We start from the raw sequence: 22,269 nt of genomic DNA, 5'->3' as shown, positions 1-22,269 counted from the left end.
CAAAGGAGGCCCCGGTCAAACCGGAGCCTCCAAAATCGTTCTTACATCGTTCTACGCAGCCTTGCTCGGGACGCAGGCCGACGCGTCCGGGCCTAGACTGGAGACAATTCTCTCCGAAGTCTACTCGACGGCGACGAAGGTATTGTCGAAGGACGCGCGCTCCGCGTTCTCCTTGCCTTCCGCCGTCATCTGCTCGATCCAGAAATCCCAGCCTTCCTTCGTGCCCGTCATGTCGCCGAAGAAAGCCAGCAGGTTCTGGGTCAGCACCTCTTGCCACATCTCTTCCGGCAATTCGGGGAGCTGCGCCTGCTTGTAGGCCGCGCTGTAGCCCTCGGGGTCCGCCCGCAGCTTGGCCACAGCCTCGACCAGTGCTGCCTTGGCGCGCCGGGCGACATCCGGGTTGCCGTCGAGCCACGCGCTCTTGGTGAAGACGCCGGTCAACGCGATGTTGCTCATCTCCGGGATATCCGCCGTGGCCAGGCTGAGCACCCGCACCCCGCTGCCATCCGACAGGACGGGCGCCAGCCCGCCGGGAGACCACAGCGCACCGTCGATCTGGCCACCGCGAATGCCCTCGTTCATCGCCGCCGTATCTGTAAGGGTCCGGAAATTCAGGTCTTCGACGACCGTCATTCCGACACGCTGCATGATCGCGTCCAGCAGCATATAGGTTGGTGTGCCCGGCCCGGCTCCGACGATTTGCAAGTCCTTCAACGCTTCGATCCTGTTGTCCAGCGGCGTGTCGGAATCCATGCCGACACGTTCGGCGACGTCTTTTGAAATGACGATCTCCATCACCTGCCCGCCGAGTGCGGCAATCGCCTTGAATTCTGCGCCTTCAGCGATCGCGTTCAAGCCAGTCGTGATGCCCACTTGGCATATGTCGACTGCATCCGCCACGAGCGCGGCAATGCAGTTAACTGAGTTACCATGGAAATCGGTCATTTCCACCGCGATATCGTGCTTGCGCTGCAACTCCTCATCGAGCGCAACCATTTCGGCAGTCGACAGCGCCATGGAAGCGGAAGACGAGTTGCCCCAACGGATCTTGGCCGGCTCGGCGAAGGCAGAACTGGCCATAAGGAGCGCGAACCCGGCCGCAAGGACGGGTGCGACGAATCGTGAAGCGATCTTGTGGGATCGATGTGTCATGCGTGTTCCTCCCGTATTCGCGATCGTGTCAGGTTCAGGACACTGGCGGCAGTTCTCCCCGCAGATGCGCGGCAAGGATGGCGGCGGTTTCCGCCGCACTCTGTTCGGGAAACCAGTGGCCGCCCGGCACGGAAGCGGTGCTGAGATGCGAGCAACGCTCACGCCAATGCGCCTCGATGTCGAAGATTTTGCACATCTTGCCGTCAGCCCCCCACAGGGCCAGCGTGGGGCAACCGATCTTGCGCCCGAGATCGGCTTCGTCATGTTGAAGGTCAATGGAGGCACCCGCGCGATAGTCGCAGCACCAAGCGTGGATCGCGTCGGGATCACGCCAGCAGCGGCGGTATTCGTCCATCATCTCCGGCTCGAAGAACTGCGGTCCGTTTCCGCCGACGCGTGCCATCAGGCTTTCGTAGAAGAAGTCCGGATCGGCACCGATCATTCGCTCGGGCAGCGGCTCAGCGAGCGGCAGGAAGTACCAGCTCCAGAACGTTGCCGCGAGCGTACGGGTGACGTTGTTGTACATGTCATAGGTGGGCACGATGTCGAGCACGGCAAGCGACAGGACGCGATCGGTCCAATCAAGCGCCATGCGATGTGCAACGCGTGCGCCGCGGTCATGCCCGACGACGTGGAATCGTTCGAAGCCGAGCGCTGCCATGAGCCGGACTTGGTCGGCCGCCATGGCGCGGAATGAGTAGTTCGAGAAATCAGCCTGTCCGCGCGGCTTCGACGAGTCGCCATAGCCGCGAAGATCCACACAGACGACGGTGAACTCCCTGGCCAGGGAGGGCGCTACCTTTGCCCATTCCACGAGGCTTTGCGGGTAGCCATGGAGCAGCAGAACCGCCGAGCCCTGCCCGCCCGTCACGCAGTTAATGGATACCTCGCCGACATCGACCAGCTTGCGCTCGAACCCTTTGAACATCGTCCCTGCTCCTCCCCCTCCTCCGCCGCCGGCGGACAGACGTCATCGTGCGATCCCAGCCGGATGCCGCACCGCCTACTTCAGTATCTTCAGGCTGCCTCGCAGATCGTTGAAGCCACGCAGGACGCGGGTCATAGCACCACCCCTGTCCTCCACCACGGGGAGGTCGGCCATCGCATTGGACATGTAGCCGAATGTCGGCAGATCCTCCCAGCACGAGCGAACGAACTCGACACGCGCAGGACCCGTCCAGCGCTCCAGTATGCGCTGCTCATAGGAGCCGGCCGGCGTCATCACCGTATAGGCGACATCCGGCACCTCCATAGTCTCGGCATTGGCGAAATATTTGTAGTGCAGCCGCGGCCGCACCATTGTGCTCTGCTCCATCGGAGCGATGGGCGTGGTCGCCTCCTTGTCGTGCGGCCACGGGCCGAGCACCAGCCCTTCATATTCGTGTTCGAAGAACTTGAAGCCCTCCCAGCTCATCTCGCCATAAGTGTTGCCGTCACGCGTCTCCGTGTCCGGCACCTCGGCGTAGATTTTGGGATGGCCCGCTTCGTCGCGGCCGACGAGGCAGGCGTCCGCCATGCCCTCCCACATGACCGCAACATAGTCGCCCTCAACTTCATCCTGCGCGCCCTTGAAGACGGCACGGAAGAGCACCTCGACATAATTGTAGGCGCGCCCGGCGAGCCAGGCGAAATCCTTGTTGTAGAGGCCTCGTATCGTCACCACGGGATCGGCTGCGGGCCTGAAACCCGGCGGCAGCCACTGCGCCATCTGGTCCGGCTCGGTGGCGTAGGTCCAGGTGAGGAAGGTCGTGCGCGAGACAGATCCCTCGAAGCGCCTGCCGCCCGGCCCTTGCCGGGGTCCCCATGACGGGCCGAAACCGACCGGCATCCGATAGATGTAGTTCATTGCAAGATTCCCTGGCCTGATATGCGGTGTCGGCGGGGCGGACCGGCTCACACGAGTCACGGCCCCCAGCCTCAATCGGACTGTGCCTCTTTCCACACAGCCTTGTCGTAGGAGACGTTGGAATAGTCCTTTCCGGTATCGGCCGCCATGCGCTTCAACCAGAAATCCCAGCCTTCTCGGCTGCCGTTGACGTCGTCGATATAGATTGCAAGCGCCTGTTCGAAAGCATCGTCCCAGACCACCTGCTCGAGGTCTGGCTGGTACTTCTCCTTCAGCAGTTTGGAGTATCTGGCGGGATCCGCCTTTGCCGCCTTGATGGCATCGGACACGGCCTCCCGAGCACGCCTCGCAAGATCCGGATTGCTTTCAAGCCAATCGGCGTTTGCGAAGGCCGCAACCGCCGCATATTGCGCAATCTCCGGGAAGTCGCGGCTCATCAAGAGGTAGCGGACGCCCGAACCGTCGGCAAGCGTCGGCCCCAGCGAACCGACCGCCCACATGGCGCCGTCGAACTGGTTGTTGCGCACGCCCTCGACCATCGCCACCGGATCGACCAGCACCCGCATGTTGAGCTCCGAGGCATCCATCCCCGCCTGCTCCAACATGCCTTGCAACATGTAGTAAATCGTCGTGCTGGCCGGGCCGGACGCGATCTCCAGGCCCTTCAGGGCCGCAAGGCGCTCCTGAACCGGCGCGTCCGGGCCTACCCCGATCCGCTCCACGGCGTCGTCCGTCAGCACGATCTCAACATATTGGCCGGAAATCGTCGCGAAAGCCTGGATGCCCGCCCCTTCGGATATCGCGTGCATGCCGCTGGATACGCCATTCTGGCAGATTTCAACGGCCCTGCTGAGCAGCGCGGCGATGCAGTTCGAATTGCCGCCGCGGAAGTCGACGATCTCGACCTCAAGGCCGTGTCGGGCGGCGATGTCGGGGTCGAGCTCGAGAATGACCGAGGGCATGTGGCTGAGCGCGGCGGCCGAGATGTTTCCCCAGCGAATTGTATCCTGGGCGTTTGCGGTCGATGCCGCCGCCAGGGACAATACCGTGCCCCCCGCACCCAATATTGACTTCACTACGCGGTTCACTGGCTTATCCTCCCAGTCGGCTAGCTATGATATGGCACGCATGCGGACCGGACTGTCAGTATTGTGTCGGCGGGATCGTCAACACGATTCCGGACAGTTCCGGTGAAAGCCTGATCTGGCACGACAGGCGGCTGCCTCGTTGGCGCGGCGACGCGGTGCCCTCCAGCATCTCATCCTCGAATGGATCCATCGGACCGAAGCGGTCGAGCCACTCTTCGTCCACGTAGACATGGCAGGTAGCACAGGAAAGCGCGCCGCCACATTCGGCCAGGATGCCCGGAACGGAGCCGGAGATTGCGGTTTCCATGACGCTGGCGCCGCATGCGCCGCTCGCCTCCACGGTCGTGCCGTTGGCAAGGCGGAAGCGGACGACGACCGATGCGGCGGCGTCCGCGTTGATGTCGGCCATCGCGCTCACCCTATCTCTTCCAATGTGATGGCCGCTTCAGGACAGATTCGGGCGCCAAGCTCGGCCTTCTGGCGCAACACCGCCGACACCTGCCTGCCGTCGGAGGCGCAGAACCCTTCCGCGTCGAGCTCATAGACTTCTGGAGCGCGCATCGCGCACAGGGCATGCCCGGCGCAGATGCTGCGGTCGACCCGCACGGTCAGCACGGCTACTTCGTCGCTCATGGCTGTGGAGCCTCCCATTTCAGATATGCGCGATCGGGCGTCCAGACGACGCCGGGAGCCATCTTCGCCCCGCGTTCGGCATCGAGCCTGAAAGACGAGATGCGCTTCACCCATTCTTCGAGAAAGACCCTTATCTCGATGCGGGCCAGGTGCGAGCCGGCGCATCGATGATGGCCAGCGCCGAAACTCAGGTGCGGACTCGCTTCCCGGTCGAAATCCACCCGCTCCGGCTCCGCGACCGCTCGGTCGTCGAAACCCATCACCTGCGTTAGGAAGATGACCCTGTCGTTCTCGCGGAAACGCACGCCGCGATACTCGAAATCATGCGTAGCGCCGCGCTCGGGAACAGATACTCCGTTGATTCGGATGAGTTCCTCGATGGCTGCCGGTATCTTGTCCGGCTCCTCGACCAGCTTTGCGAACTGGTCGGGATTGCGGGCGAGGTAGAGCATGATGAACGACAGCACCGATTTCACCGTGTCGAGCCCGCCAAGGAACAGCAGGGTCGACAGCCCCTCTTCCTCGTGAGCGTGCAGCGGACGTCCCTGGTAATCCGACTTGATGAAGCGGCTCAGGATGTCGTCTCCCGATTCGCCACGCCGCTGTTCGAGCAACCCGCGCAGATAGGCGGCGAGCTCCGCGATGGCGGCCGCGCGGTCCTGCGGATCGGTGGAACGCGTGAACTTCTGCGCCATGGCCAGAAGCCTCGGACGATCGCGCATGTCCGCGCCTACCAGCCGCAGGAAGATGATGATCGGGAAGACCTCGCCGATCTCTTCGATGAACTCGCAGCCGCCATTGCCCAACACACCGTCGATGAGGGAGGCCGCGAAGGTGCGGATATCCGGCTCTAGCTTGCGCATGTTGCCGGGGGCGAAGAAGGCGCCCAGCACCTTGCGGTATTCGGTGTGATCCGGCGGATCGGACTGGACGGGGAGTAACGGCGGCTTGAATGCGCGCACCGGGTTGTGCCGCGGATTTGCCGAGAACAGCTCGCTTTTGCGCAGCATGTCGACGGCGACCTCCGCACGCGTCACCACCCAATGGCCGCCATTGCGCGGTGTGAAGAATATTTCCGGCGCCTCGGCGAAAAGCAGCCTCCCGACCTCGCGCTGCGGCTCCCGTGCGCCGAGTGGGGCAAGCACGAAATCGAAATCGTAGACCAGGCGAGACTGGACATGCGCCGGAATTGAAGCGGCGTCGGCAGGCAACGTGGCCTGTGTATTGTCATGTGTCGAAACCATGCCTGTAGGATAGGCTTTGGAACGCAGCCGCACATGACAGGGAGTCGGGCCAACTTGTCCGAGAGTCAGGCAAGGGCTATGGTAAAGCGTGGGCTGATACTGTGGGGGACGGTCGGTCTTGCTACGAAACCGCCCATGCCTCCAAGATCCGGAGACGCAGAGTGCAGGCGCGAACCGCTAATTCCTTCGAAGGCTATTGCCGCGCGGTGCAGGAAGTCTTCTTCCCCGTCGTGGTGGACGGCATGCGTACGCCCGTGTCGACGCGTCTGCGCCGGCGACAGGCTGGTGCGTTCGCGGTGACGGAAGGCCTCGTCTATCACCCCGACCCGATACGCGGTTCGCGCAATGCGTCCAGCATCGAACAGAGGGCGGAAGACCAGTTCATCCTCATCGGACCGCAGACCGGTTCGCTGGTCTATCGCCAGTTCGGCCGCGAGGCGATGCTGGAACCGGGAAGCGCCGTACTGCTCAACACTCGTATTCCCTACGAGTTCGAACGGCGGACCTCCGGGGCATTCATGTGCCACCAGCTTCCCGGCCAGATGGTCCGCCAGATGATGCCCGAGCCGGAGCGTTTCTGCGCGGTTCCGATCGCCACTAGCAGGGGCTCCGGCGCAGTGGCGCTGCGCTATTTGGAAACGGTCTGGCATGAGATCGACGCCCTCAGCGAAAGCGAACGTGACTTTCTGCTGTCCAACGCGCTGCGCCTGGTATCCGCGGCGTGCGGCGGCCGCCAGAGCGAATATCGCCCTACTTCTCCGCGAAAGCTCTACGATCGCGCGGTCACGCTGATAGAAGCCCACCTGCATCGGCCGGGCCTGGCGGCGAGCGCCGTCGCGGCGGAACTCGGCGTGACGGCAGGCCACCTGCACTCCACTTTCCAGGAGCAGGGAACGACCGTCGGCCGCACCATCTTGCAGCGGAGGCTGGAGATGTGCAGGCAAGAACTGGCACGCGGCGCCTCCGTGACCGACACGGCCTATCGCTGGGGCTTTGGTGACGCCTCCAGTTTCAGCCGGGCCTTCAAGCGCTTCTACGGCATCCCGCCGCGGCAGGTCCGTGCCGATTGAGGACAACGATCAGGGAAGCAAGGTCAGTATGCCCTGGCTCATCCCGCCGTCCACCACGAGGAACTGGCCGGTCATGTAACTCGATCGGTCGCTCGCGAAGAACAGCACCGCGTCCGCCACTTCCTGCGTCTCGCCGATGCGGCCGAGGGGAATCATGGCCTCGCGCCGTTCGCGGATGGTCGGATCGTTCTCGTAGTTGGCGACGCTCATCGGCGTCATGAAGAGGCCAGGACTGACCACGTTGCTACGGACGCCCGATGCGCCGAGATCACCGGCGAGTTGCGATGACAGCATGAGCACGCCCGCCTTGCTGACGCTGTAGGCGCCGCCGACGACGCGCGGATTGTGCGCGGCGACGGATGCGATATGCACCATGGCGCCCCGGCCCTTCTCGACCATGTGCGCGCCGAAAGCGCGGGCGCACAGGAAGTACGAATCCAGGTTGACCGCCAGCAGCGCGTGCCAGTCCTCCAGCGGCAGGCTCATGAGCCGGCCGGGTTTGGCCAACCCCGCATTGTTCACCAGTATGTCCGCAGGCCCAACCTGCTGGCGCATCTCGGCAGCGGCCGTCTCGATCGCCTTCTCGTCGGCGAGGTCGCACTGGACTGGCAGCACCTCGTGGCCTTCCGCCGCCATTTCGGACTTGAGGGCGGCCAGCCGCTCCTCGTCGCGGTCCAGCGCGACCGGTACCGCGCCCGCATGCGCGAGGCGGCGAATGATCGCACTCCCTATGCCCCCGGCACCGCCCGTAACCACGGCGACCTTGCCGTCCAGTTCCAGCCAGTTGGCCTGCCCTGCCATGTAGATTCCTCCTATGATAATTGAACGAAGCGCGCGGTGACCCGCCGCCGGCACAAATCCCGTTGGTTATCTTGCCGACCGGGTCAGCAGCAGCAGTCGCAAGACGCCCGGCCATTCGGTCCTCACTCGGTACGCGCGATCTCCAGGATCACCGCCTCGTATCCGGCCGAGCCATAATCCTTGCCGGTGCTTTCGGCCTGGAGCTCGAGGAGTAGCTCCCAGCCGGCGCGCGTCACCTTGGCGCCGTCGAGGAACGAGCCCGCGGCCTGCTGGAAGCCGTCGTGCCAGAGATTCGCGTCCAGCGTCTCGAAATACTTCGCCTTGATCACCGGAGAGATCGCATCCGGGTCGGACTTGATCATCGCGATCGCGTCGGCAAGCGACGCATGCAGGCGCTTCACAACCGAGGTGTTCTCATCGATCCAGGCCGTGCGCGCGTAGACGGTGACGTAAGGCACCGCCTTCAGCTCCGGCACGTCGCCGCCGGCAAGGCTGATCCACCGCACACCGCTGCCGTCCGCCAGAACTCCGCCTAGACCACCGATGCCCCACATCGCCCCATCGATCTGGTCGTTGCGGATCGACTCCATCATGGCAGCCACGTCGCCCAGCGTCCGATACTGCACGTCGGAGATAGTCAGCCCTGCCTCTCGCAGCATCCGGTCGAGCGTGATGTAGTGGGCTGATCCGGGTGCCGCCGACACGATGCGCAACCCCTTGAGGGCCGCAATGCGGTCATCGACCGGCGCATTCGCCGCTATACCCAGTCGGTCGGCCGTCTGCTTCGACAGGACGAGTTCGCTCACCGGCCCGGCGGTCACGGCCACAGCCTTCAGCGGCGCGCCTTCCACGATCGCATCAACGCCCGTCGGAGAGCCCACCTGGCAGACATCGATCGCTTCCGACAGCAACGCCGCTATGCAGTTGGCGCTGTTGCCACGAAGGTCCGTGATCTCAATGTCGATATCGTGCTTCGCAAAAACCTCGGGTTGGGCTTCACCGAGCAGCGCAGGCGCATGATTGGCGGAGAGGCCGGCGATACCGTACCGGACGGTATCCGCAGCGGACACGGTGCCGGCCGCGCCGATGCCCAGGGCGGCCCCAGCAAACAAAAGCAGGGCTTGCCGCTTCGATTCAGAGAAGATGGTCATTGCTGGTTTCCTCCATTGAAGCGTGAATAAGAATGGCGAGCCCGGCCCGCCACGCTGCGCGCTACCGCGGCTCCTTCCGCTGCTGCTTCGACCAAGTCGCCCGGGAAGCCGTCGCGAACGGCCCCGATCGCGAACAGTCCCGCTGTCCTGGTCTCCAGACCGGCGCCCGTGCGGATGTATCCATCTGGGGTCTTGTCGACCATGCCCCCGGCGATCTCGCTGTTTGGCATGCAGCCGATCCTCGGAAAGATCGCAAAACATTCGAGCTCGCTCTCACGGCCGTCCGCGTGGCGCAGCGAGATCGCCTCGACGCCGTCGGCACCCCGTATCCCGGTGACCGTGGAATCCCACTCGAAACGCAGATTGGCTCGCGTTTCTGCCCGTTCGAGGTAATGGCGTCGAGCGCGTGCGCGTCCGCGTATGACCACCGTCACCGTCCGTGCATACGCCGAAAGGAGCAGGGCTTCCTGCAAGGCCGCATCGCCACCGCCTATGACCGCAATGTCACGGCCGCGGCAGAGGGGACCGTCGCAGGTGGCGCAATGCGCCACCCCCCGCCCTTGGAATTCCGTCTCACCGATGACACCGAGGCTGCGCGACCTCCCGCCAGTCGCGAGCACGACGTTGTGGGCTAAGACAAAATCTCCGCCATGGTGCAGGGCAAAGCCCTCATGCGCCGTTTCGATCGCCGAAACTTCAGCCATCAGAAGGCGGATTCCAGCGTTCCTACCGTCCGCGAGTAGCGACGCCGCGAATTCCGGCCCGGACAGCGCGATACCCGGCATGCCTTCAATTTGTCCGACCGTTGCGATCTGCCCACCGGGTTGCAATGCACCTTCAATCAGAAGGACCGACAGGCCGCGCTGGGCGGCATGCCAGGCCGCCGTCAGACCCGCCGTTCCGCCACCGACCACCGCCAGATCGTATCGATTTCGCCGCAGCAGCCCGACCACGTCCGCTCCCTTGGGCATTGACTTAACCCTACTTCAATGTAGCATCTCAACCAATCTTGTCTATACATGTTGAGTGGTTGTGCATCGATGCTAGGCGACAATCCCGGGCACTTCCGGACGGTATGGCCGGGGAGCGTCCGCGTGGCCGCGGATGCCCGCTATGCGGCGCGCCCCACAAAGATGGAAGGGCTGCGTATCGCGCAATTGTGGGACTTCCTGTTCCGCGGAGACGAGATCTTCGAGATGCTGGAGGATCCCCTCAGGGAACGACTGCCGGGCGCGGAGTTCGTGTCATGGCGAACGTTCGGCAGCACTCATGGCGGCGATGAGGCCGAAGTACTCGCTGCTCTTCCCGCCCGGCTCCGCCAGGCTGGCGTTGACCTCGTGCTCTCGGGCATCGGTTGCTGCGGCTCCTGCACCCCAGCGGTGCTAAGAGCCTCGCTGGCTTGCGAGAAGGCGGGCTTTCCGACCATTTCGCTCATCTGCGAAGGGTTTCTCGGCCAGGCCTCCGTCAACGCCGAAGGGCTAGGTCTGCCGGGTCTGGCACTCGCACGTATTCCCGGCCACGTCGACGTGATGTCCACGGACGAGCTGCGACGGGCCGTGTCGGAGACGACAGCCGATGCGATCGTCACGGCAGTATCGACGGTCGAACCGGCACCGGCTCGGGCCACGACAGTGGAATACGAGCCGCGGGAGATCGTCTTCGAAGGCGATCTCGATGCCGTTCTCGGCCACTACGAACGGCAGGGGTGGTCCGACGGTCTGCCCATCATCCCGCCCACGATCGAGCGTGTCGAGGCATTCCTGCAACATACGGGACGCAAGGCGGACGAGGTGGTCGGCGTCATGGTGTCGGACAATCGCGCGGCAACTGTGTGGAGTGTTGCCGTGAACGGCGTGATGGCAGGCTGCCGTCCGGAACATATGCCGGCGCTCATCGCCATCGCCGAGGCGATGTGCGACCCCGCATTCGGCATCGAGCGCAATTCGAGCAGCGGAGCCGAAACGCTGATCATGCTCAACGGTCCCGCGATCGGTGAGTTGGGCTTCAACTTCGAGCAGGGCGTATTGCGCGACGGCTTTCGCGCCAACACATCGGTCGGCCGTTTCTTTCGTCTTTATTTCCGCAACGTCGCCGGCTTCCTGCCTCACCAACGGGACAAGGCCACCTTCGGCAATACCTGGCGGGTGGTCATGGCCGAGAACGAGGACGTGCTGGCCGAGATCGGCTGGCCCTCCATCGCCGAGGAGGCCGGCTACGGCAAGGATGACAGTGTCGTGACCATCGCTCGCTATTCCGGCGGCGACGTGCTGCCCAACGTCTCCGGCAGCCGGCCGCAGGAGATCGCAGTGGTGCTGGCCGGCGCCATTCGCAAAATGATCACATGGCAGGTGCGGTACACGCTCGGCTTCGGCGACGGCATGTTGCGGCCGCTGCTGCTCCTCACCCCGATCATCGCTCGATCGATCGCCGCAGGCGGCTGGAGCAAGAGCGATCTGAAGCGCTGTCTCTTCGAGCACTGCCGCATTCCGGCCGATGATTTCGAGAAGCACCTTGTCTTCGGGGACGAGACGCGTAAAGCGATCTGGAACATCGCCGACTATGTACGGATGGGTAAGACGCCGGCCAGCTTTCTCGAAACTGAAGATCCGCAGCGGCTTGTGCCGATCGTGCATGATCCCGAGGACTTCATGATCGCCGTGACCGGGGATCCGCTTCGGACAAACTGCTACGTATTCGCGCCGACAGGCATCCTGGGCTATCCGACATCTCGCAAGATGGAGCCGGGACAACCTGCAACTGGTACTGAATGATCCGCTGAGCGGCCTGTTGTCCTGTACCCGGCGTGGATCAGGCGATCCTCGTGGCTGGTGGCGAGCGGCAAGTCCAAACCTTGCGTGGCAAGGTTGGTCTGGCGCTTCGGCTGAACGGTATTTCGTTCCGCCATCTCCGCCGTCGTAGACAAAACAGCGAGCGGGACCTTCGGCCTAGCGTCAGGCGCGCAACAGGCGGACCTTGTGGTCGGGCCCGATATCGACGAGTTCGGATGCCTCCGGTGGCGAGAATACGTCTGGCGCCACACTGCCGTCTGAACTGAAGCGCCAGCCCGGCGGCGGGACGGGGTGGACCTTTTCGGTCGCCTTGCGGGCACGGCCGAGCGCGGCATCGGGATCGGGAATCGCGTCGATCAAGCGTCTGGTGTAGGGATGCTGTGGATTTTCGAATATCTCTCCCCAGCCGCCCTGCTCGACGATCTGGCTGAAAAACATCACCAGTACCCGGTCGCTCATGTGCTCGACGACCGACAGATCGTGCGAGATCATCACGTAGGACAGGCCGAACTGCTCCTGCAGATCCTGCAGAAGATTGATGATCTGCGCCCTGATCGACACGTCCAGCGCGGAGACGGGTTCGTCGAGCACCACGATCTCTGGTTCGAGGATCAGCGCCCGGGCGATGCCGATACGCTGCCGCTGGCCTCCCGAAAATTCGTGAGGATATCGTCTGCCCTGCTCGGCGGTGAGGCCGACGCTCCTGAGCATGGCGGCGATGCGGTCGGTCGCTTCCGAGCCGGCGATGCCGTGCAGTTTCAGAGGCTGGGCCAGAGACGCGTTCACCGTCTGACGCGGATTGAGGCTGGCATAGGGATCCTGGAACACCATCTGCGCAGCCTTGGCGCGGGCCATGCGGCTCGGCGCGCCGGGTCCGGTGATCGGTTTGCCTCTGAAGCGGATCGTGCCTTCGGTCGGCTCCTGAAGTCCCATGATGGACAGCGCCGTGGTGGACTTGCCGCACCCGGATTCGCCGACGATCGACAGGCACTCGCCCTTGGCAAGCGAGAAGCTGACGCCGGTCACTGCATAGAGCGTGCGCTTTCCAGCACCAAGTATGCCGCGTCCGGAGATGGGAAAGCGGACGTGCAGGTCATCGACCTCGAGAATGGGCGCGCTCAAGCCGACGCTCCTTCCCCGCGCGGGCTGATGAAGCGCGTCTGTGTCAGGATCGAGCGGTCGGGGATGATGCTGTCGATATCCACCAGCCGGTGCCGGCCTTGTGTGGAACGGCTGCCGAGACGCGGCAGCGCGCCCAAGAGTCCGCGGGTGTATTCGTGCCGCGGATCGGTGAACAGCGCCTCGGTCCAGTTCTCCTCTACCAACACCCCCGAATACATCACACCCACACGCTGGCAGGTCGAAGCGATGACGCCGAGATCGTGGCTGATGAACAGCACTGCCGTGCCGCGTTCGGTGCAAAGCTCCTTGATGAGACGCAGCACCTCGGCCTGAACCGTCACGTCGAGCGCGGTGGTCGGCTCGTCCGCGATCAGCAGGTCGGGATCGCAGGCCAAGGCCATGGCGATCATCACGCGCTGGCGCAGGCCGCCCGACATCTGGTGCGGATAGTTTTTCGCCCGGCGGTCGGGGTTGGGCACGCGCACGTTTGCCAAGGCCTCGACCGCCAGTTTCTCGCCTTCCGCCCACGACTTGCCCTGATGCAGGTAGAACATCTCGGCGATCTGCCGCCCCACAGTGGCCAGCGGGTTGAGCGCGGTCATCGGCTCCTGAAAGATCATCGCGATGCGGTCACCCCGCAGCTTGCGCATCTCGCGCCTCGACAGCTTCAGCAGATCGCGACCATGAAACAGAATCTGCCCCGCAGTGGTGCGCAGGGGCTTTTTCAGGAGACCCATCGCGGCCAGCGAGGTCACCGATTTGCCAGAGCCCGACTCGCCCACGAGCCCGAAAGCCTCACCCGGCATGATCTGGAAGGAAACCCCTTTTAGGATCGGGTATGTCTGGCCGCCGCCGATAGGCAGGCCGACGTGAAGGTCTTTGACCTCGAGTAGCGGAACGGTCATGCCTTGCGGGTCCTCATATGGGGGTCGAGACTGTCTCGCAGGCCGTCGCCCAGCAGATTGAACCCCAGCACGGACAGGAAAATGGCGAGGCCGGGGAAGATGGCGACCCAGGGCGCGAGCTGGATCATCTCGCGCGCATCCGTCAGCATCGAACCCCAGGACGGGAACGGCGGCTGGATGCCGAGACCAAGGAAGCTGAGCGCCGCCTCCGACAGCACCGCGCTACCCATGCCGAGCGTCGCCATGACCAGGATCGGCCCCATCATGTTGGGCAGGATCTGCGTGAACATGATGCGCAGGTCGGAATAGCCGAGCGATTGCGCCGCCAGTACATAACCCTGCGACTTGAGCGACAGCGTCGAGGAACGGGCGATCCGGCATGTCCAGCTCCAGTTGGTCAAGCCAAGCGCGATCAGGAGCGACACGAGGCCCGGTCCGAGCACGGCCATGACCGCCAGGGCGAAGATCAGCGAGGGGATGGCGAGCATGACATTGGTCATCCCGTTGACGAGGTCGTCCCACCAGCCGCCCCAATAGCCGGCAGTCATTCCCAGCGTCACACCGATGAGCGAATTGATGACCTGCGAGACAATGCCGACCGTCAGCGAGATCTGGGCGCCGTAAAGGATGCGGGAGTAGACGTCCCTGCCCTGGCTGTCGGTGCCGAACCAGAATTCACCGTCGGGCGGCAGCTCCGCGTTCATCAGGTTCGCATCCATGACCGGATCGAACGGAGCAAGCCAAGGAGCAAGAATGCCGGCGAGGATGACCACGACAGTCAGGAAGCCTCCGAAGACGAGGTTGAAGCCAAGACGCATCGCTGCTCAGTCCTGTTTGATCCGTGGATCGATGGCTGCATAGAGCAGATCGACCAGCGTGTTGATGACGAGGAACCACAGCACGATGACGAGGATCGTGCCCTGGACCACCGGGATGTCGCGGATCGCCACGCTGTCGACCAGCAGCGAGCCGATGCCCGGCCATGCGAACAACTTCTCGATGACCACGGCCTGACCGATCAGCGACCCGAACTGCAGGCCTACGGTGGTGACGATCAGCACGAGCGCATTGCGGGCGACATGACGGCGCACGACGGCACTCTCGCTCATGCCCTTGGCATGGGCAGTGCGGATGAAGTCCGAGTTCATCACGTCCAGAACGCCGGCGCGGGTAGTACGCGCCAAAAGCGCGAGCGGGGTCACGCCGAGGGCCATGGCCGGCAGGATCAGGTTGCGGAACGATCCGCCGCCGTAGCCGAAGCTCGGCAGCCAGTTCAGATGCAGCGCGAACAGCATCATCATCAGCAGGCCCAGCCAGAACTGCGGCAGCGACAGGCCCGAGACGGCGCCGATCATCGTGACGGTGTCGAGGATCGAGCCGGGACGCAGAGCAGCCATGAAGCCGAGCGGAACGCCGATCACGATGGCGAACACCATGGCTGCAGCGGCCAGCTCCAGCGAGGCCCACATACGTTCGTTGATCATCTGGATCACTGGCAGGCGGGTGCGGAAGGACGTGCCCAGATCGAACCGCACAAGGTCCCACAGATAGGTGAAGAACCGTTCGTGCAGCGGTTTGTCGAGACCAAGTTCGGCGGTGAGCCGGGCGACGAGCTGCGGATCGGCATTTGTCCGGCCGTCCGAGAAAAGGCTGGCAGCGAAGCTGCCTGGAACGACGCTGAAGATCACGAAGATCAACAGGGCGACGACGATCACTGTAGGGATGATCTGGAGGATACGTCGAAGCGCAAAACGTAGCATGAGCTGGTCCCGGTCAGGCCGCGTCGGGGATGGGTGGCGACTATCCCGCGAACGAATCCGAGGGCAGTCCACGAGGGGAACTTCCCCTCGTGGACGGTGTCGCCTTCCTACTGGCGGCTGGCGGGTGCCGTGTCGTCGATCCAGATATCGTCATACGGCTGGAGCGCGAGCTCGGTCGCGTTCGGAACCAGCCCGTGGACCCAGGGCTGATGGGCCATGACCGCCTTGTTGTAGTTGAAGAACCAGACCGGCGCTTCTTCCTGGATGAAGTTGTTGGCCTCCTTCAGCAACTCCAGTTGCTTTTCAGGATCGCGCTCGGCACGGGCTGCTTCGTAGATCTTGTCGTATTCAGGGTTCGAGTAGGCGGTGTAGTTGCAGGCCGATTGCGGGGTCTGCGACCAGTAGCAGCGCATCACCGTCAGCGGATCCGGCCCGGTCAGGTTCGACCACATATAAGCCTGGAAATTACCTGCGGAGATGGTAGAGCCGAGCGCTGCCGATTCGATCGGACGCGGCCTCACGGTGACGCCCACTTCTGCGAGCATTGGCAGGATGGCCTCAACGATCGGTACGCCCCAGCTTTCGTTCGACGTTGCGGTCACCTCGAACTCGAAGCCGTTCTCGTAGCCGGCCTCTTTCAGCAGTTCCTTGGCCTTTTCCGGATCGTAGGGATAGGGCTCGGCCTCGGTGTCGAAGGCGGGCGAACCGAACGGCAACCAGCTCGTGGCGCGCACGGCCTTGCCCTTGACCAGACGCTCGATGATCAAATCCGAGTTGATCGCGTAGTTGATGGCCTGGCGAACGCGCTTGTCCTTGAACGCCTCGACCTGAGTCTGGCTGAAGCCGATGTTGCGGGTAAAGGTTTCCGCCACCTCGAGAATGTTGTCCTTCAGCGCGGGGTCGGCCTGATAGGCGGAATACTGGACCGGCCCGAGGATCGAGACGTCGATTTCCTGATTGCGGAAGGCGACGTCGCGCGCCGAGCCTTCGGCCATGACGATGATGTTGACCCTGTCGAGGTAGGGCCTGCCTTCCTCGTAATAGTCGTCGAAGCGCTCGACCACGATCTGCGAGCCGGGAACGTGCTCTTTGAAGACGAAGGCGCCAAGGCCGACCGGATTGATCGCCTGTTGCTCCAGCGGCACGTCCGCCGGATAGATCGCCGTGGTGGGTTCCATCAGGTTGAAGCCGGGATTGCCGGCCGCATCCAGGGTGATTTCCAGCGTGTGATCGTCGATCTTCTTCAGACCCTCGATCTCCGTCGCTGCGCCCGAGCCGAATTCCTGCACGCCCTTGATGATGTTGATGTAGCTGGCACCGGGCAGCGCGTTCGAGGCGGTCGCCAGGCGCTCATAGGTGAAGATGAAGTCATCCACGGTCAGCGGCGTGCCGTTGTGGAACTTCGCGTTCTTCTTCAGATGGTAGGTGTAGGTGGTGCCGTCTTCGGACACGTCGACCGAATCCGCCAGTTCCAGCACCGGGGTGTTGGCATGGGAATCCCACGAATACAGGCTGCGGTGAATGGCAAAGGTGAGGAACTGTTCCTGGATGTTCGGGCTGGAATGGGTGTCCAGCGTCGCGAAGGCCGAGCCGTAGGGCGCCGTGAAGTTGAAGGTGCCGCCATGGCGCGGCTCGTCCGCCCATGCCAGCGTCGCGGTGCCGAGGCTCAGCAACGCGGCGAGTGAAAGGGTCTTCAGCATTTCGTCTCTCCTCTGGTGGCGCGCTGGCCCGTTACGCTCCGGCGCAGTTTATTATTCTTGTCGTTGTCTCCTCCGTGGCGGCAATTCTATGCGGGCCGCCCTTCTATTCATCGTGCATCATGGACGACGCGGCCTGCAAGCAGAGTCAGCACGCAGCGCGTCGTGTCCCGCAAGGTCTCGGGGGCAGCCTCCAGCAAGTTCTCGCTGAAGACCGCGATATCGGCCCATTGCCCCGGCACCAGCCGGCCCTTTACGCCTTCGGCCTTCTGCGAGTAGGCCCCATGCTCGGTAAAGGCCTGCAAGGCCTCTTCGCGGCTCAGACACTCGGATTCGCGCAGGACCGTACCCTTCCAGGTACGGCGTGTGATCATCGTGTAGAGGTTCGGGAATGGATTGGGCGAGCACACCGGCGAATCGGACCCGGTCGAGGGCCGCAGACCCATGCGCATCCAGGTGCCGATCGGATAGGATCCCGCGGCACGCTCTTCGCCAAGCACGGAGACATAGCTGTCGCCGAAATCGTAGATGAAGGCCTGCTGCGGCGCCGGCAGAATGCCGGCGGCCCTCATCCGCCGGTTCTGCTCCGCGCTAGGATAGCCACAATGCTCGATCCGGTGCCGGCGCTCCGGATCGGGCGACGCCGCAAGCGCCTTCTCGTAGGCGGTGATGAGCTGCTCGATGGCCCCGTCGCCGATCGCGTGGCAGGCCAGCGCATAGCCCTTGCCGTGATAGTCCTTCACCAGAGTGAAGACCTGCTCGTCGGGCAGCATCTGGACGCCAAGGTTTTCGGGCTCGTCCTTGTAGGGTTGGGTCATCCAGGCGGTGCGACCACCGGCCGAGCCATCGAGGAAGATCTTGACCGCGCCGACGCGCAGCATGTCGTCCCCCGCCCCTGAGACCAGCCCCATCTTCCAGCAATCCTCGACGATGGACTTGCCGGGATCGCCGAGCAGCGTCAGCCAGACTCGCACCGGCAAGCGGCCCGCCAGCTTCGCCAGCTCGTAGGCGCGAATCTCCGGCAGCCCGGACACCTGCCCGACCGCCGCATCCATGGTGCTGGTGATGCCGTAGGAAAGCAACAGCCGGCCACCCAGCTCGATCGCCTCGACCAGCCGGTCCTCCGGCACTTCCGGAATGGCGGACCTGACAAGGCCGATGGCGTTCTCCGCCAGAAGACCATTCAGCCGGTTTCCATCCATCCCGATGACGCCGCCTTCGGGCGTGGGTGTGGATTCCGACACGCCGGCGAGCTCCAGCGCCTTCGAGTTGGCGATCGCGATATGGCCGCAGGCGCGGGTAACCAGAACGGGGTGGTCGGGCGCGGCACGGTCGAGGTCTTCGCGGGTCGGATGCGCGCCGGTGTCGAGCTTGACCTGATCGTAGCCGCGGGCCAGCACCCAGGCGCCCTTCGGGGTCCGGGCGGCGCGGGTCGCGATCGCCTCGACCATAGTTTCCAGCGTCGGCACGGCATCCGGGGTGACATCCACCATCCCCATCACCAGCCCGGTCGAGATCAGATGCAGGTGGTTGTCGATCAGGCCGGGACTCGCGAAGCGTCCCTCAAGGTCGATCACCTCGGTCTCCGGTCCTTTCAGCGCAAGGATGCCGGCATCCGAACCCGTGGCGAGAATTTTGCCCTGCCATACGGCAAGTGCCTGACAGCGGCCGTCCTCGCGGCCACGCCAGATGTCTCCATTGTGCAGAATGAGATCAGCAAGGATGCTGTTGGACAAGATACCCCCCGGAACTGGACGATTGCAGCGTCGGACCGCGGTCTGGACGTACAGCAACGGGCTTGCAACGGATAACGCCACACCCCGACCCCGCACCACATCGGCCGGATTTCCCCGATCGCCGGGCAATCCCCACCATACATTCCCCTCTCATAGTGTCTCGGGCGTCTTCCTGCGCCCTTGCGTTGCGACCAACAGTGGAACCCCGAAGCGGCGCTTGGCAAATTCGCTTTTGACAAATGATTATGCAAAATCAGTATAACTAACGGCCGATGTCGTCCCACGACGCGCAGTTGATATTCCTGCCGAGCGGAAAGGAGCGTTGCGTTGGAAATCAAGTGGCTCGAAGATTTCGTGGCGCTCGCCGACGCCTCGAGCTTTTCCCGTGCGGCGGAACTGCGCAATGTCACGCAATCAGCCTTCAGCCGCAGGATCAGGCAGCTCGAAGCATGGTTGGGCGTCACCCTGATCAGCCGTGCCACCATGCCCGCCGAACTGACCCCTGAAGGCCGCAGCTTCCTGCCGGTGGCGCAAGAGACGATCCGCACCTTCTACACCATGCGCGAAACGCTCCGCCCTGCCCCGGAAGCGCGTCTCATTCGCATCGCCGCCCTGCACACGCTCACACTGACTTTCTTTCCGGACTGGCTCGGACGGCTGGAGTCGATAGCCGGGCCGCTCGGCACCGCCTTCATCCCCGACCGCGGCGGCATCGAGGCCAATGTCGAGGCGATGGTGATGGACGAGGCGGACCTGTTCCTGACCTACGCGCATCCCGAGGTGCCGTTTCACCTCGACCGGGACAAGTTCGAATATCTGACCATTGGCCGTGACCGCCTGATCCCGGTGGCAGCACCGCAGGTGCGCATCGCCGACGCGCTTCATCCGGGGGCGGGCATCCTCGACCGGGCGGTATCCGGCGAGCTGGTGGTGCCCTGCCTCTCCTACGGCTATTCGTCCTTTTTCGGCGTGGCCCTTGCCCAGCTTCTGGCGAAACGCCCGCCATTCGGACGTCGGACGGTGCACGAGAACACCATTAGCGCCGGCCTGAAGACCGTCGCCCTCACCGGATCCGGCCTGTGCTGGCTGCCCGAAAGCCTAGTCGCCAAGGAACTGGCCGATGGCAGGTTGGTCGCCGCAAGCGCCTCCCGGGAGTGGTTGCTCGATCTGGAAATCCGGCTCTACCGCCACTCGGCCAAAAGGATGAAGGCGGTCGAGACGATGTGGGATGCCGCCGCGCAGATCCGGGCAGCCCTCACCCCTTAATGAACCGCAGGGCGCGCAAGATCTCGAAGAAATTGCTTGCCTCGAAGGCCACCGCCCGCGGGCCATGCGCCGTCGCCCCCGGATACCAGCGCGATTGATACGCGTTGACCGGGTTCACGAATTCCACCACCACCTCCCATGGACCGTTGGTCGAAGGAACGCCGCCGGCGCCGTTCGCCAGCGCCGCCTCGACCCCTTCGCAGATCAGCCGGCAGGAGCGTGCCGGCGCGATGGAATTGGACGCCGGACCGGCGCCGAACAGCGTTTCCACGGTGGCCATGCCGGGGATCATCGCACGCGCGTCGGCGCAGATGCCGGCGTCTCCCGCCAGAAACACCGATGGCACGCCGTAGAGCGCCGCGCACAGCGCGTTGATGGTGAATTCGGACGCCACCTCGCCATTCAGCAGCAGCCGCGAGATTTTCAGATTAGAGGTATGGGCCAGAGGATTGTCCTCGGTCCCGGCCTTGGAATGGTAACCCGTGTAAATGGCGGCGGCGAAGCTGTCATCCACACCGAACATCATCTGGTCCGGATGCCCCGACCAATTCCGCACGATCCGGACATAGTCGGGCAGTCGTTCGACGAGCAGGTTGCGGCCGCTGTCATGCGCGTCCTTGACGACCACTTCGGTTGCGCCGGCGGCACGTGCGCCTTCGCAGGCGGCAAGCACCTCGGCAGTCATCAGGGCGCGGTATTCCGTCCAGTCGGCATGGCCATGGATCGTCTCGTCCCAATGATTGATGCCGGCAGTGCCCTCGATATCGGCGGAAATGAAGATCTTCATGTCAACGGTTCTCCTTGAGCCAGTCGGCCAGCGCCGGATAAATGCGGCCGTTGCGACCGCGGGTCGCCTGAGCCTCGCACATCGCGTTCAGGACCGCCTCCTGCGTGGTCTCGGCAGCCGCGCGGAAAGCCAGATCGATTTTGCCGTCGTCCAGCCGGCGCAGCGATGCAAAGGCGGATTTCGGTTCGTGCTCGACCGGATCGGCAGTCGTGAAGCAGATGGCCAGATCGCCGCTGCCGTTGCCCCAGAACGCGCCAAGACGCGCCAGACCCGCCCCGGCCCGGCGCGCCACGCGCTGCAACTGCCGGTCACCCAGCGGCAGGTCCGTGGCCAGAACGACGATCACCGAGCCTTTTTCCGTCTCGGCAACCGCGCCAGGCACGGGGCGGCGACCGTCTGGCAGCACCAGTTGCCCCACCGGTCCGAAATTTGCGAGAACCAGCGCGCCGAGCGTGAAGTCCTCGTCGCCGATGCGCATCAGCCGCGAGGACGTGCCGATGCCGGCCTTGAAGCCGAATGCGGTCATGCCCGTGCCCGCGCCGACCGTACCCTGTGGGACATGACCGGGCTTCGCGGCATCCAGCGCGGCGCCGGCGTCCTCGGGCGTGACGGCCATGGCCTGAATATCGCTGATGCCACCGTCGTTGCATTCGCAGACAAGCGCATTGACCGTGGAGGTGCTGCGCCCGATCCCAGGATTGGCCGCGATCGCCCTGCGGATCAGTTCCTGCATGCAGGCGGCAACGCCAAATGTATTCGTCAGCAGGATCGGCGTTTCGAGCGTGCCAAGCTCGGCAACCTGCATAAGGCCCGCCGACTTGCCGAAACCGTTGATGACGTCGACGGCCGCCCGCGGCTTGAGCCGGAACGGATCGCCCGCGTGCGGCAGGATCGCGGTGACCCCCGTCGCTAGCCCGTCACCCGACAGCGTGCGATGGCCGACCGAAACGCCGTTCACATCCGTGATCGCGTTGAGCGGGCCGACGCGCAGGCCTCCTGTCACCAGCCCCAGTTCACGTGCGGTCGCCATCCCACTCCCCCATTCCTCGTCTCTCTCTCCGCATGGCGCGCCATGCCCGGTCTGCATAGATGTTGCAGACCGCGCGTCATCGGTCCAGACCGGCACGCCAGACCACGCCACCTGCGCTCTCTGGAACAATGATATCTGAAGCGTGAATTCTGCTTCTGGCTATAGTGGTGCCCGTCACGTCCGACCTCGGCG

At 63.9% G+C, this 22,269-nt stretch carries 21 protein-coding genes; 3 read left to right on the top strand and 18 right to left on the bottom strand.

Features of this window, described 5'->3' with window-relative positions; all coding sequences use genetic code 11:
- Nucleotides 1–120: 120 nt before the first annotated feature.
- The 7 genes from XW59_RS23900 to XW59_RS23870 form a co-directional block, all read right to left on the bottom strand.
- A complete protein-coding gene (locus XW59_RS23900; protein ID WP_047148205.1) occupies nucleotides 121–1,080 on the bottom strand; it encodes an ABC transporter substrate-binding protein in 960 nt (319 codons plus the stop codon).
- Nucleotides 1,081–1,186: 106 nt separating this feature from the next.
- Nucleotides 1,187–2,080, bottom strand: coding sequence for an alpha/beta hydrolase (locus XW59_RS23895; RefSeq protein ID WP_047148204.1), 894 nt, complete (start codon nucleotides 2,078–2,080; stop codon nucleotides 1,187–1,189).
- Nucleotides 2,081–2,155: 75 nt separating this feature from the next.
- Nucleotides 2,156–2,998 (bottom strand): acetoacetate decarboxylase family protein, encoded by an 843-nt coding sequence (locus XW59_RS23890; RefSeq protein ID WP_047148203.1) that lies wholly within the window; start codon nucleotides 2,996–2,998, stop codon nucleotides 2,156–2,158.
- A gap of 71 nt (nucleotides 2,999–3,069) precedes the next feature.
- Nucleotides 3,070–4,086: an ABC transporter substrate-binding protein gene (locus tag XW59_RS23885; RefSeq protein WP_136068456.1), complete on the bottom strand. Its 1,017-nt coding sequence runs from the start codon at nucleotides 4,084–4,086 to the stop codon at nucleotides 3,070–3,072.
- 55 nt (nucleotides 4,087–4,141) lie between these two features.
- Nucleotides 4,142–4,495: a 2Fe-2S iron-sulfur cluster-binding protein gene (locus XW59_RS23880; protein WP_082137775.1), complete on the bottom strand. Its 354-nt coding sequence runs from the start codon at nucleotides 4,493–4,495 to the stop codon at nucleotides 4,142–4,144.
- A gap of 5 nt (nucleotides 4,496–4,500) precedes the next feature.
- Nucleotides 4,501–4,719, bottom strand: coding sequence for a ferredoxin (locus XW59_RS23875; RefSeq protein WP_052958441.1), 219 nt, complete (start codon nucleotides 4,717–4,719; stop codon nucleotides 4,501–4,503).
- On the bottom strand, nucleotides 4,716–5,963 hold the full coding sequence (locus XW59_RS23870; RefSeq protein WP_052958439.1) for a cytochrome P450: 1,248 nt from the start codon (nucleotides 5,961–5,963) through the stop codon (nucleotides 4,716–4,718). The genes XW59_RS23875 and XW59_RS23870 overlap by 4 nt, the downstream gene beginning before the upstream one ends.
- Nucleotides 5,964–6,124: 161 nt before the next feature.
- Here XW59_RS23870 and XW59_RS23865 point away from each other — a divergent pair, with 161 nt between their 5' ends.
- Nucleotides 6,125–7,033, top strand: a complete 909-nt coding sequence (locus XW59_RS23865; protein WP_052958438.1) for a helix-turn-helix domain-containing protein — start codon at nucleotides 6,125–6,127, stop codon at nucleotides 7,031–7,033.
- A 9-nt stretch (nucleotides 7,034–7,042) separates the two neighbouring features.
- On the opposite strand, the gene XW59_RS23860 is transcribed toward XW59_RS23865, so the two are convergent.
- The 3 genes from XW59_RS23860 to XW59_RS23850 all read right to left on the bottom strand — a co-directional run bounded on the left by XW59_RS23860 (nucleotide 7,043) and on the right by XW59_RS23850 (nucleotide 9,956).
- Nucleotides 7,043–7,834, bottom strand: a complete 792-nt coding sequence (locus XW59_RS23860; protein WP_047148201.1) for an SDR family NAD(P)-dependent oxidoreductase — start codon at nucleotides 7,832–7,834, stop codon at nucleotides 7,043–7,045.
- A 122-nt stretch (nucleotides 7,835–7,956) separates the two neighbouring features.
- Nucleotides 7,957–8,985 carry an ABC transporter substrate-binding protein gene (locus XW59_RS23855; RefSeq protein ID WP_047148200.1) on the bottom strand — a complete coding sequence of 343 codons (1,029 nt, stop codon included), beginning with the start codon at nucleotides 8,983–8,985 and terminating at the stop codon, nucleotides 7,957–7,959.
- Nucleotides 8,982–9,956, bottom strand: a complete 975-nt coding sequence (locus XW59_RS23850; protein WP_052958436.1) for an FAD-dependent oxidoreductase — start codon at nucleotides 9,954–9,956, stop codon at nucleotides 8,982–8,984. The genes XW59_RS23855 and XW59_RS23850 overlap by 4 nt, the downstream gene beginning before the upstream one ends.
- Before the next feature lie 123 nt (nucleotides 9,957–10,079).
- Between XW59_RS23850 and XW59_RS23845 the strand changes: the two genes are divergently transcribed.
- Nucleotides 10,080–11,756 (top strand): hypothetical protein, encoded by a 1,677-nt coding sequence (locus XW59_RS23845; RefSeq protein WP_052958434.1) that lies wholly within the window; start codon nucleotides 10,080–10,082, stop codon nucleotides 11,754–11,756.
- Between the two features lie 180 nt (nucleotides 11,757–11,936).
- On the opposite strand, the gene XW59_RS23840 is transcribed toward XW59_RS23845, so the two are convergent.
- The 6 genes from XW59_RS23840 to XW59_RS23815 all read right to left on the bottom strand — a co-directional run bounded on the left by XW59_RS23840 (nucleotide 11,937) and on the right by XW59_RS23815 (nucleotide 18,994).
- On the bottom strand, nucleotides 11,937–12,896 hold the full coding sequence (locus XW59_RS23840) for an ATP-binding cassette domain-containing protein (protein ID WP_047148199.1): 960 nt from the start codon (nucleotides 12,894–12,896) through the stop codon (nucleotides 11,937–11,939).
- Nucleotides 12,893–13,801, bottom strand: a complete 909-nt coding sequence (locus tag XW59_RS23835; RefSeq protein WP_047148198.1) for an ABC transporter ATP-binding protein — start codon at nucleotides 13,799–13,801, stop codon at nucleotides 12,893–12,895. The genes XW59_RS23840 and XW59_RS23835 overlap by 4 nt, the downstream gene beginning before the upstream one ends.
- On the bottom strand, nucleotides 13,798–14,619 hold the full coding sequence (locus tag XW59_RS23830; RefSeq protein WP_047148197.1) for an ABC transporter permease: 822 nt from the start codon (nucleotides 14,617–14,619) through the stop codon (nucleotides 13,798–13,800). Before XW59_RS23830 ends, XW59_RS23835 begins: the two co-directional genes overlap by 4 nt.
- A 6-nt stretch (nucleotides 14,620–14,625) precedes the next feature.
- Nucleotides 14,626–15,561: an ABC transporter permease gene (locus XW59_RS23825; RefSeq protein ID WP_047148196.1), complete on the bottom strand. Its 936-nt coding sequence runs from the start codon at nucleotides 15,559–15,561 to the stop codon at nucleotides 14,626–14,628.
- A 107-nt stretch (nucleotides 15,562–15,668) separates the two neighbouring features.
- On the bottom strand, nucleotides 15,669–17,261 hold the full coding sequence (locus XW59_RS23820) for an ABC transporter substrate-binding protein (RefSeq protein WP_047148195.1): 1,593 nt from the start codon (nucleotides 17,259–17,261) through the stop codon (nucleotides 15,669–15,671).
- Nucleotides 17,262–17,368: 107 nt separating this feature from the next.
- A complete protein-coding gene (locus XW59_RS23815; protein WP_047148194.1) occupies nucleotides 17,369–18,994 on the bottom strand; it encodes an amidohydrolase in 1,626 nt (541 codons plus the stop codon).
- Nucleotides 18,995–19,321: 327 nt separating this feature from the next.
- Between XW59_RS23815 and XW59_RS23810 the strand changes: the two genes are divergently transcribed.
- Nucleotides 19,322–20,260 (top strand): LysR family transcriptional regulator, encoded by a 939-nt coding sequence (locus XW59_RS23810; RefSeq protein ID WP_047148193.1) that lies wholly within the window; start codon nucleotides 19,322–19,324, stop codon nucleotides 20,258–20,260.
- Here XW59_RS23810 and XW59_RS23805 read toward each other — a convergent pair.
- Together XW59_RS23805 and XW59_RS23800 are read right to left on the bottom strand one after the other, a co-directional pair.
- The gene (locus tag XW59_RS23805; protein WP_047148192.1) at nucleotides 20,250–21,047 is read right to left on the bottom strand and encodes a M55 family metallopeptidase; all 798 of its coding nucleotides are present in this window, start codon (nucleotides 21,045–21,047) and stop codon (nucleotides 20,250–20,252) included. The genes XW59_RS23810 and XW59_RS23805 overlap by 11 nt on opposite strands.
- A 1-nt stretch (nucleotide 21,048) precedes the next feature.
- Nucleotides 21,049–22,077: a P1 family peptidase gene (locus XW59_RS23800; RefSeq protein WP_047148191.1), complete on the bottom strand. Its 1,029-nt coding sequence runs from the start codon at nucleotides 22,075–22,077 to the stop codon at nucleotides 21,049–21,051.
- Between the last annotated feature and the right edge of the window lie 192 nt (nucleotides 22,078–22,269).

The organism is Aquamicrobium sp. LC103 (assembly GCF_001014615.2).
GTDB lineage: Bacteria > Pseudomonadota > Alphaproteobacteria > Rhizobiales > Rhizobiaceae > LBCQ02.
This window is presented reverse-complemented; position numbering and strand designations above follow the sequence as displayed.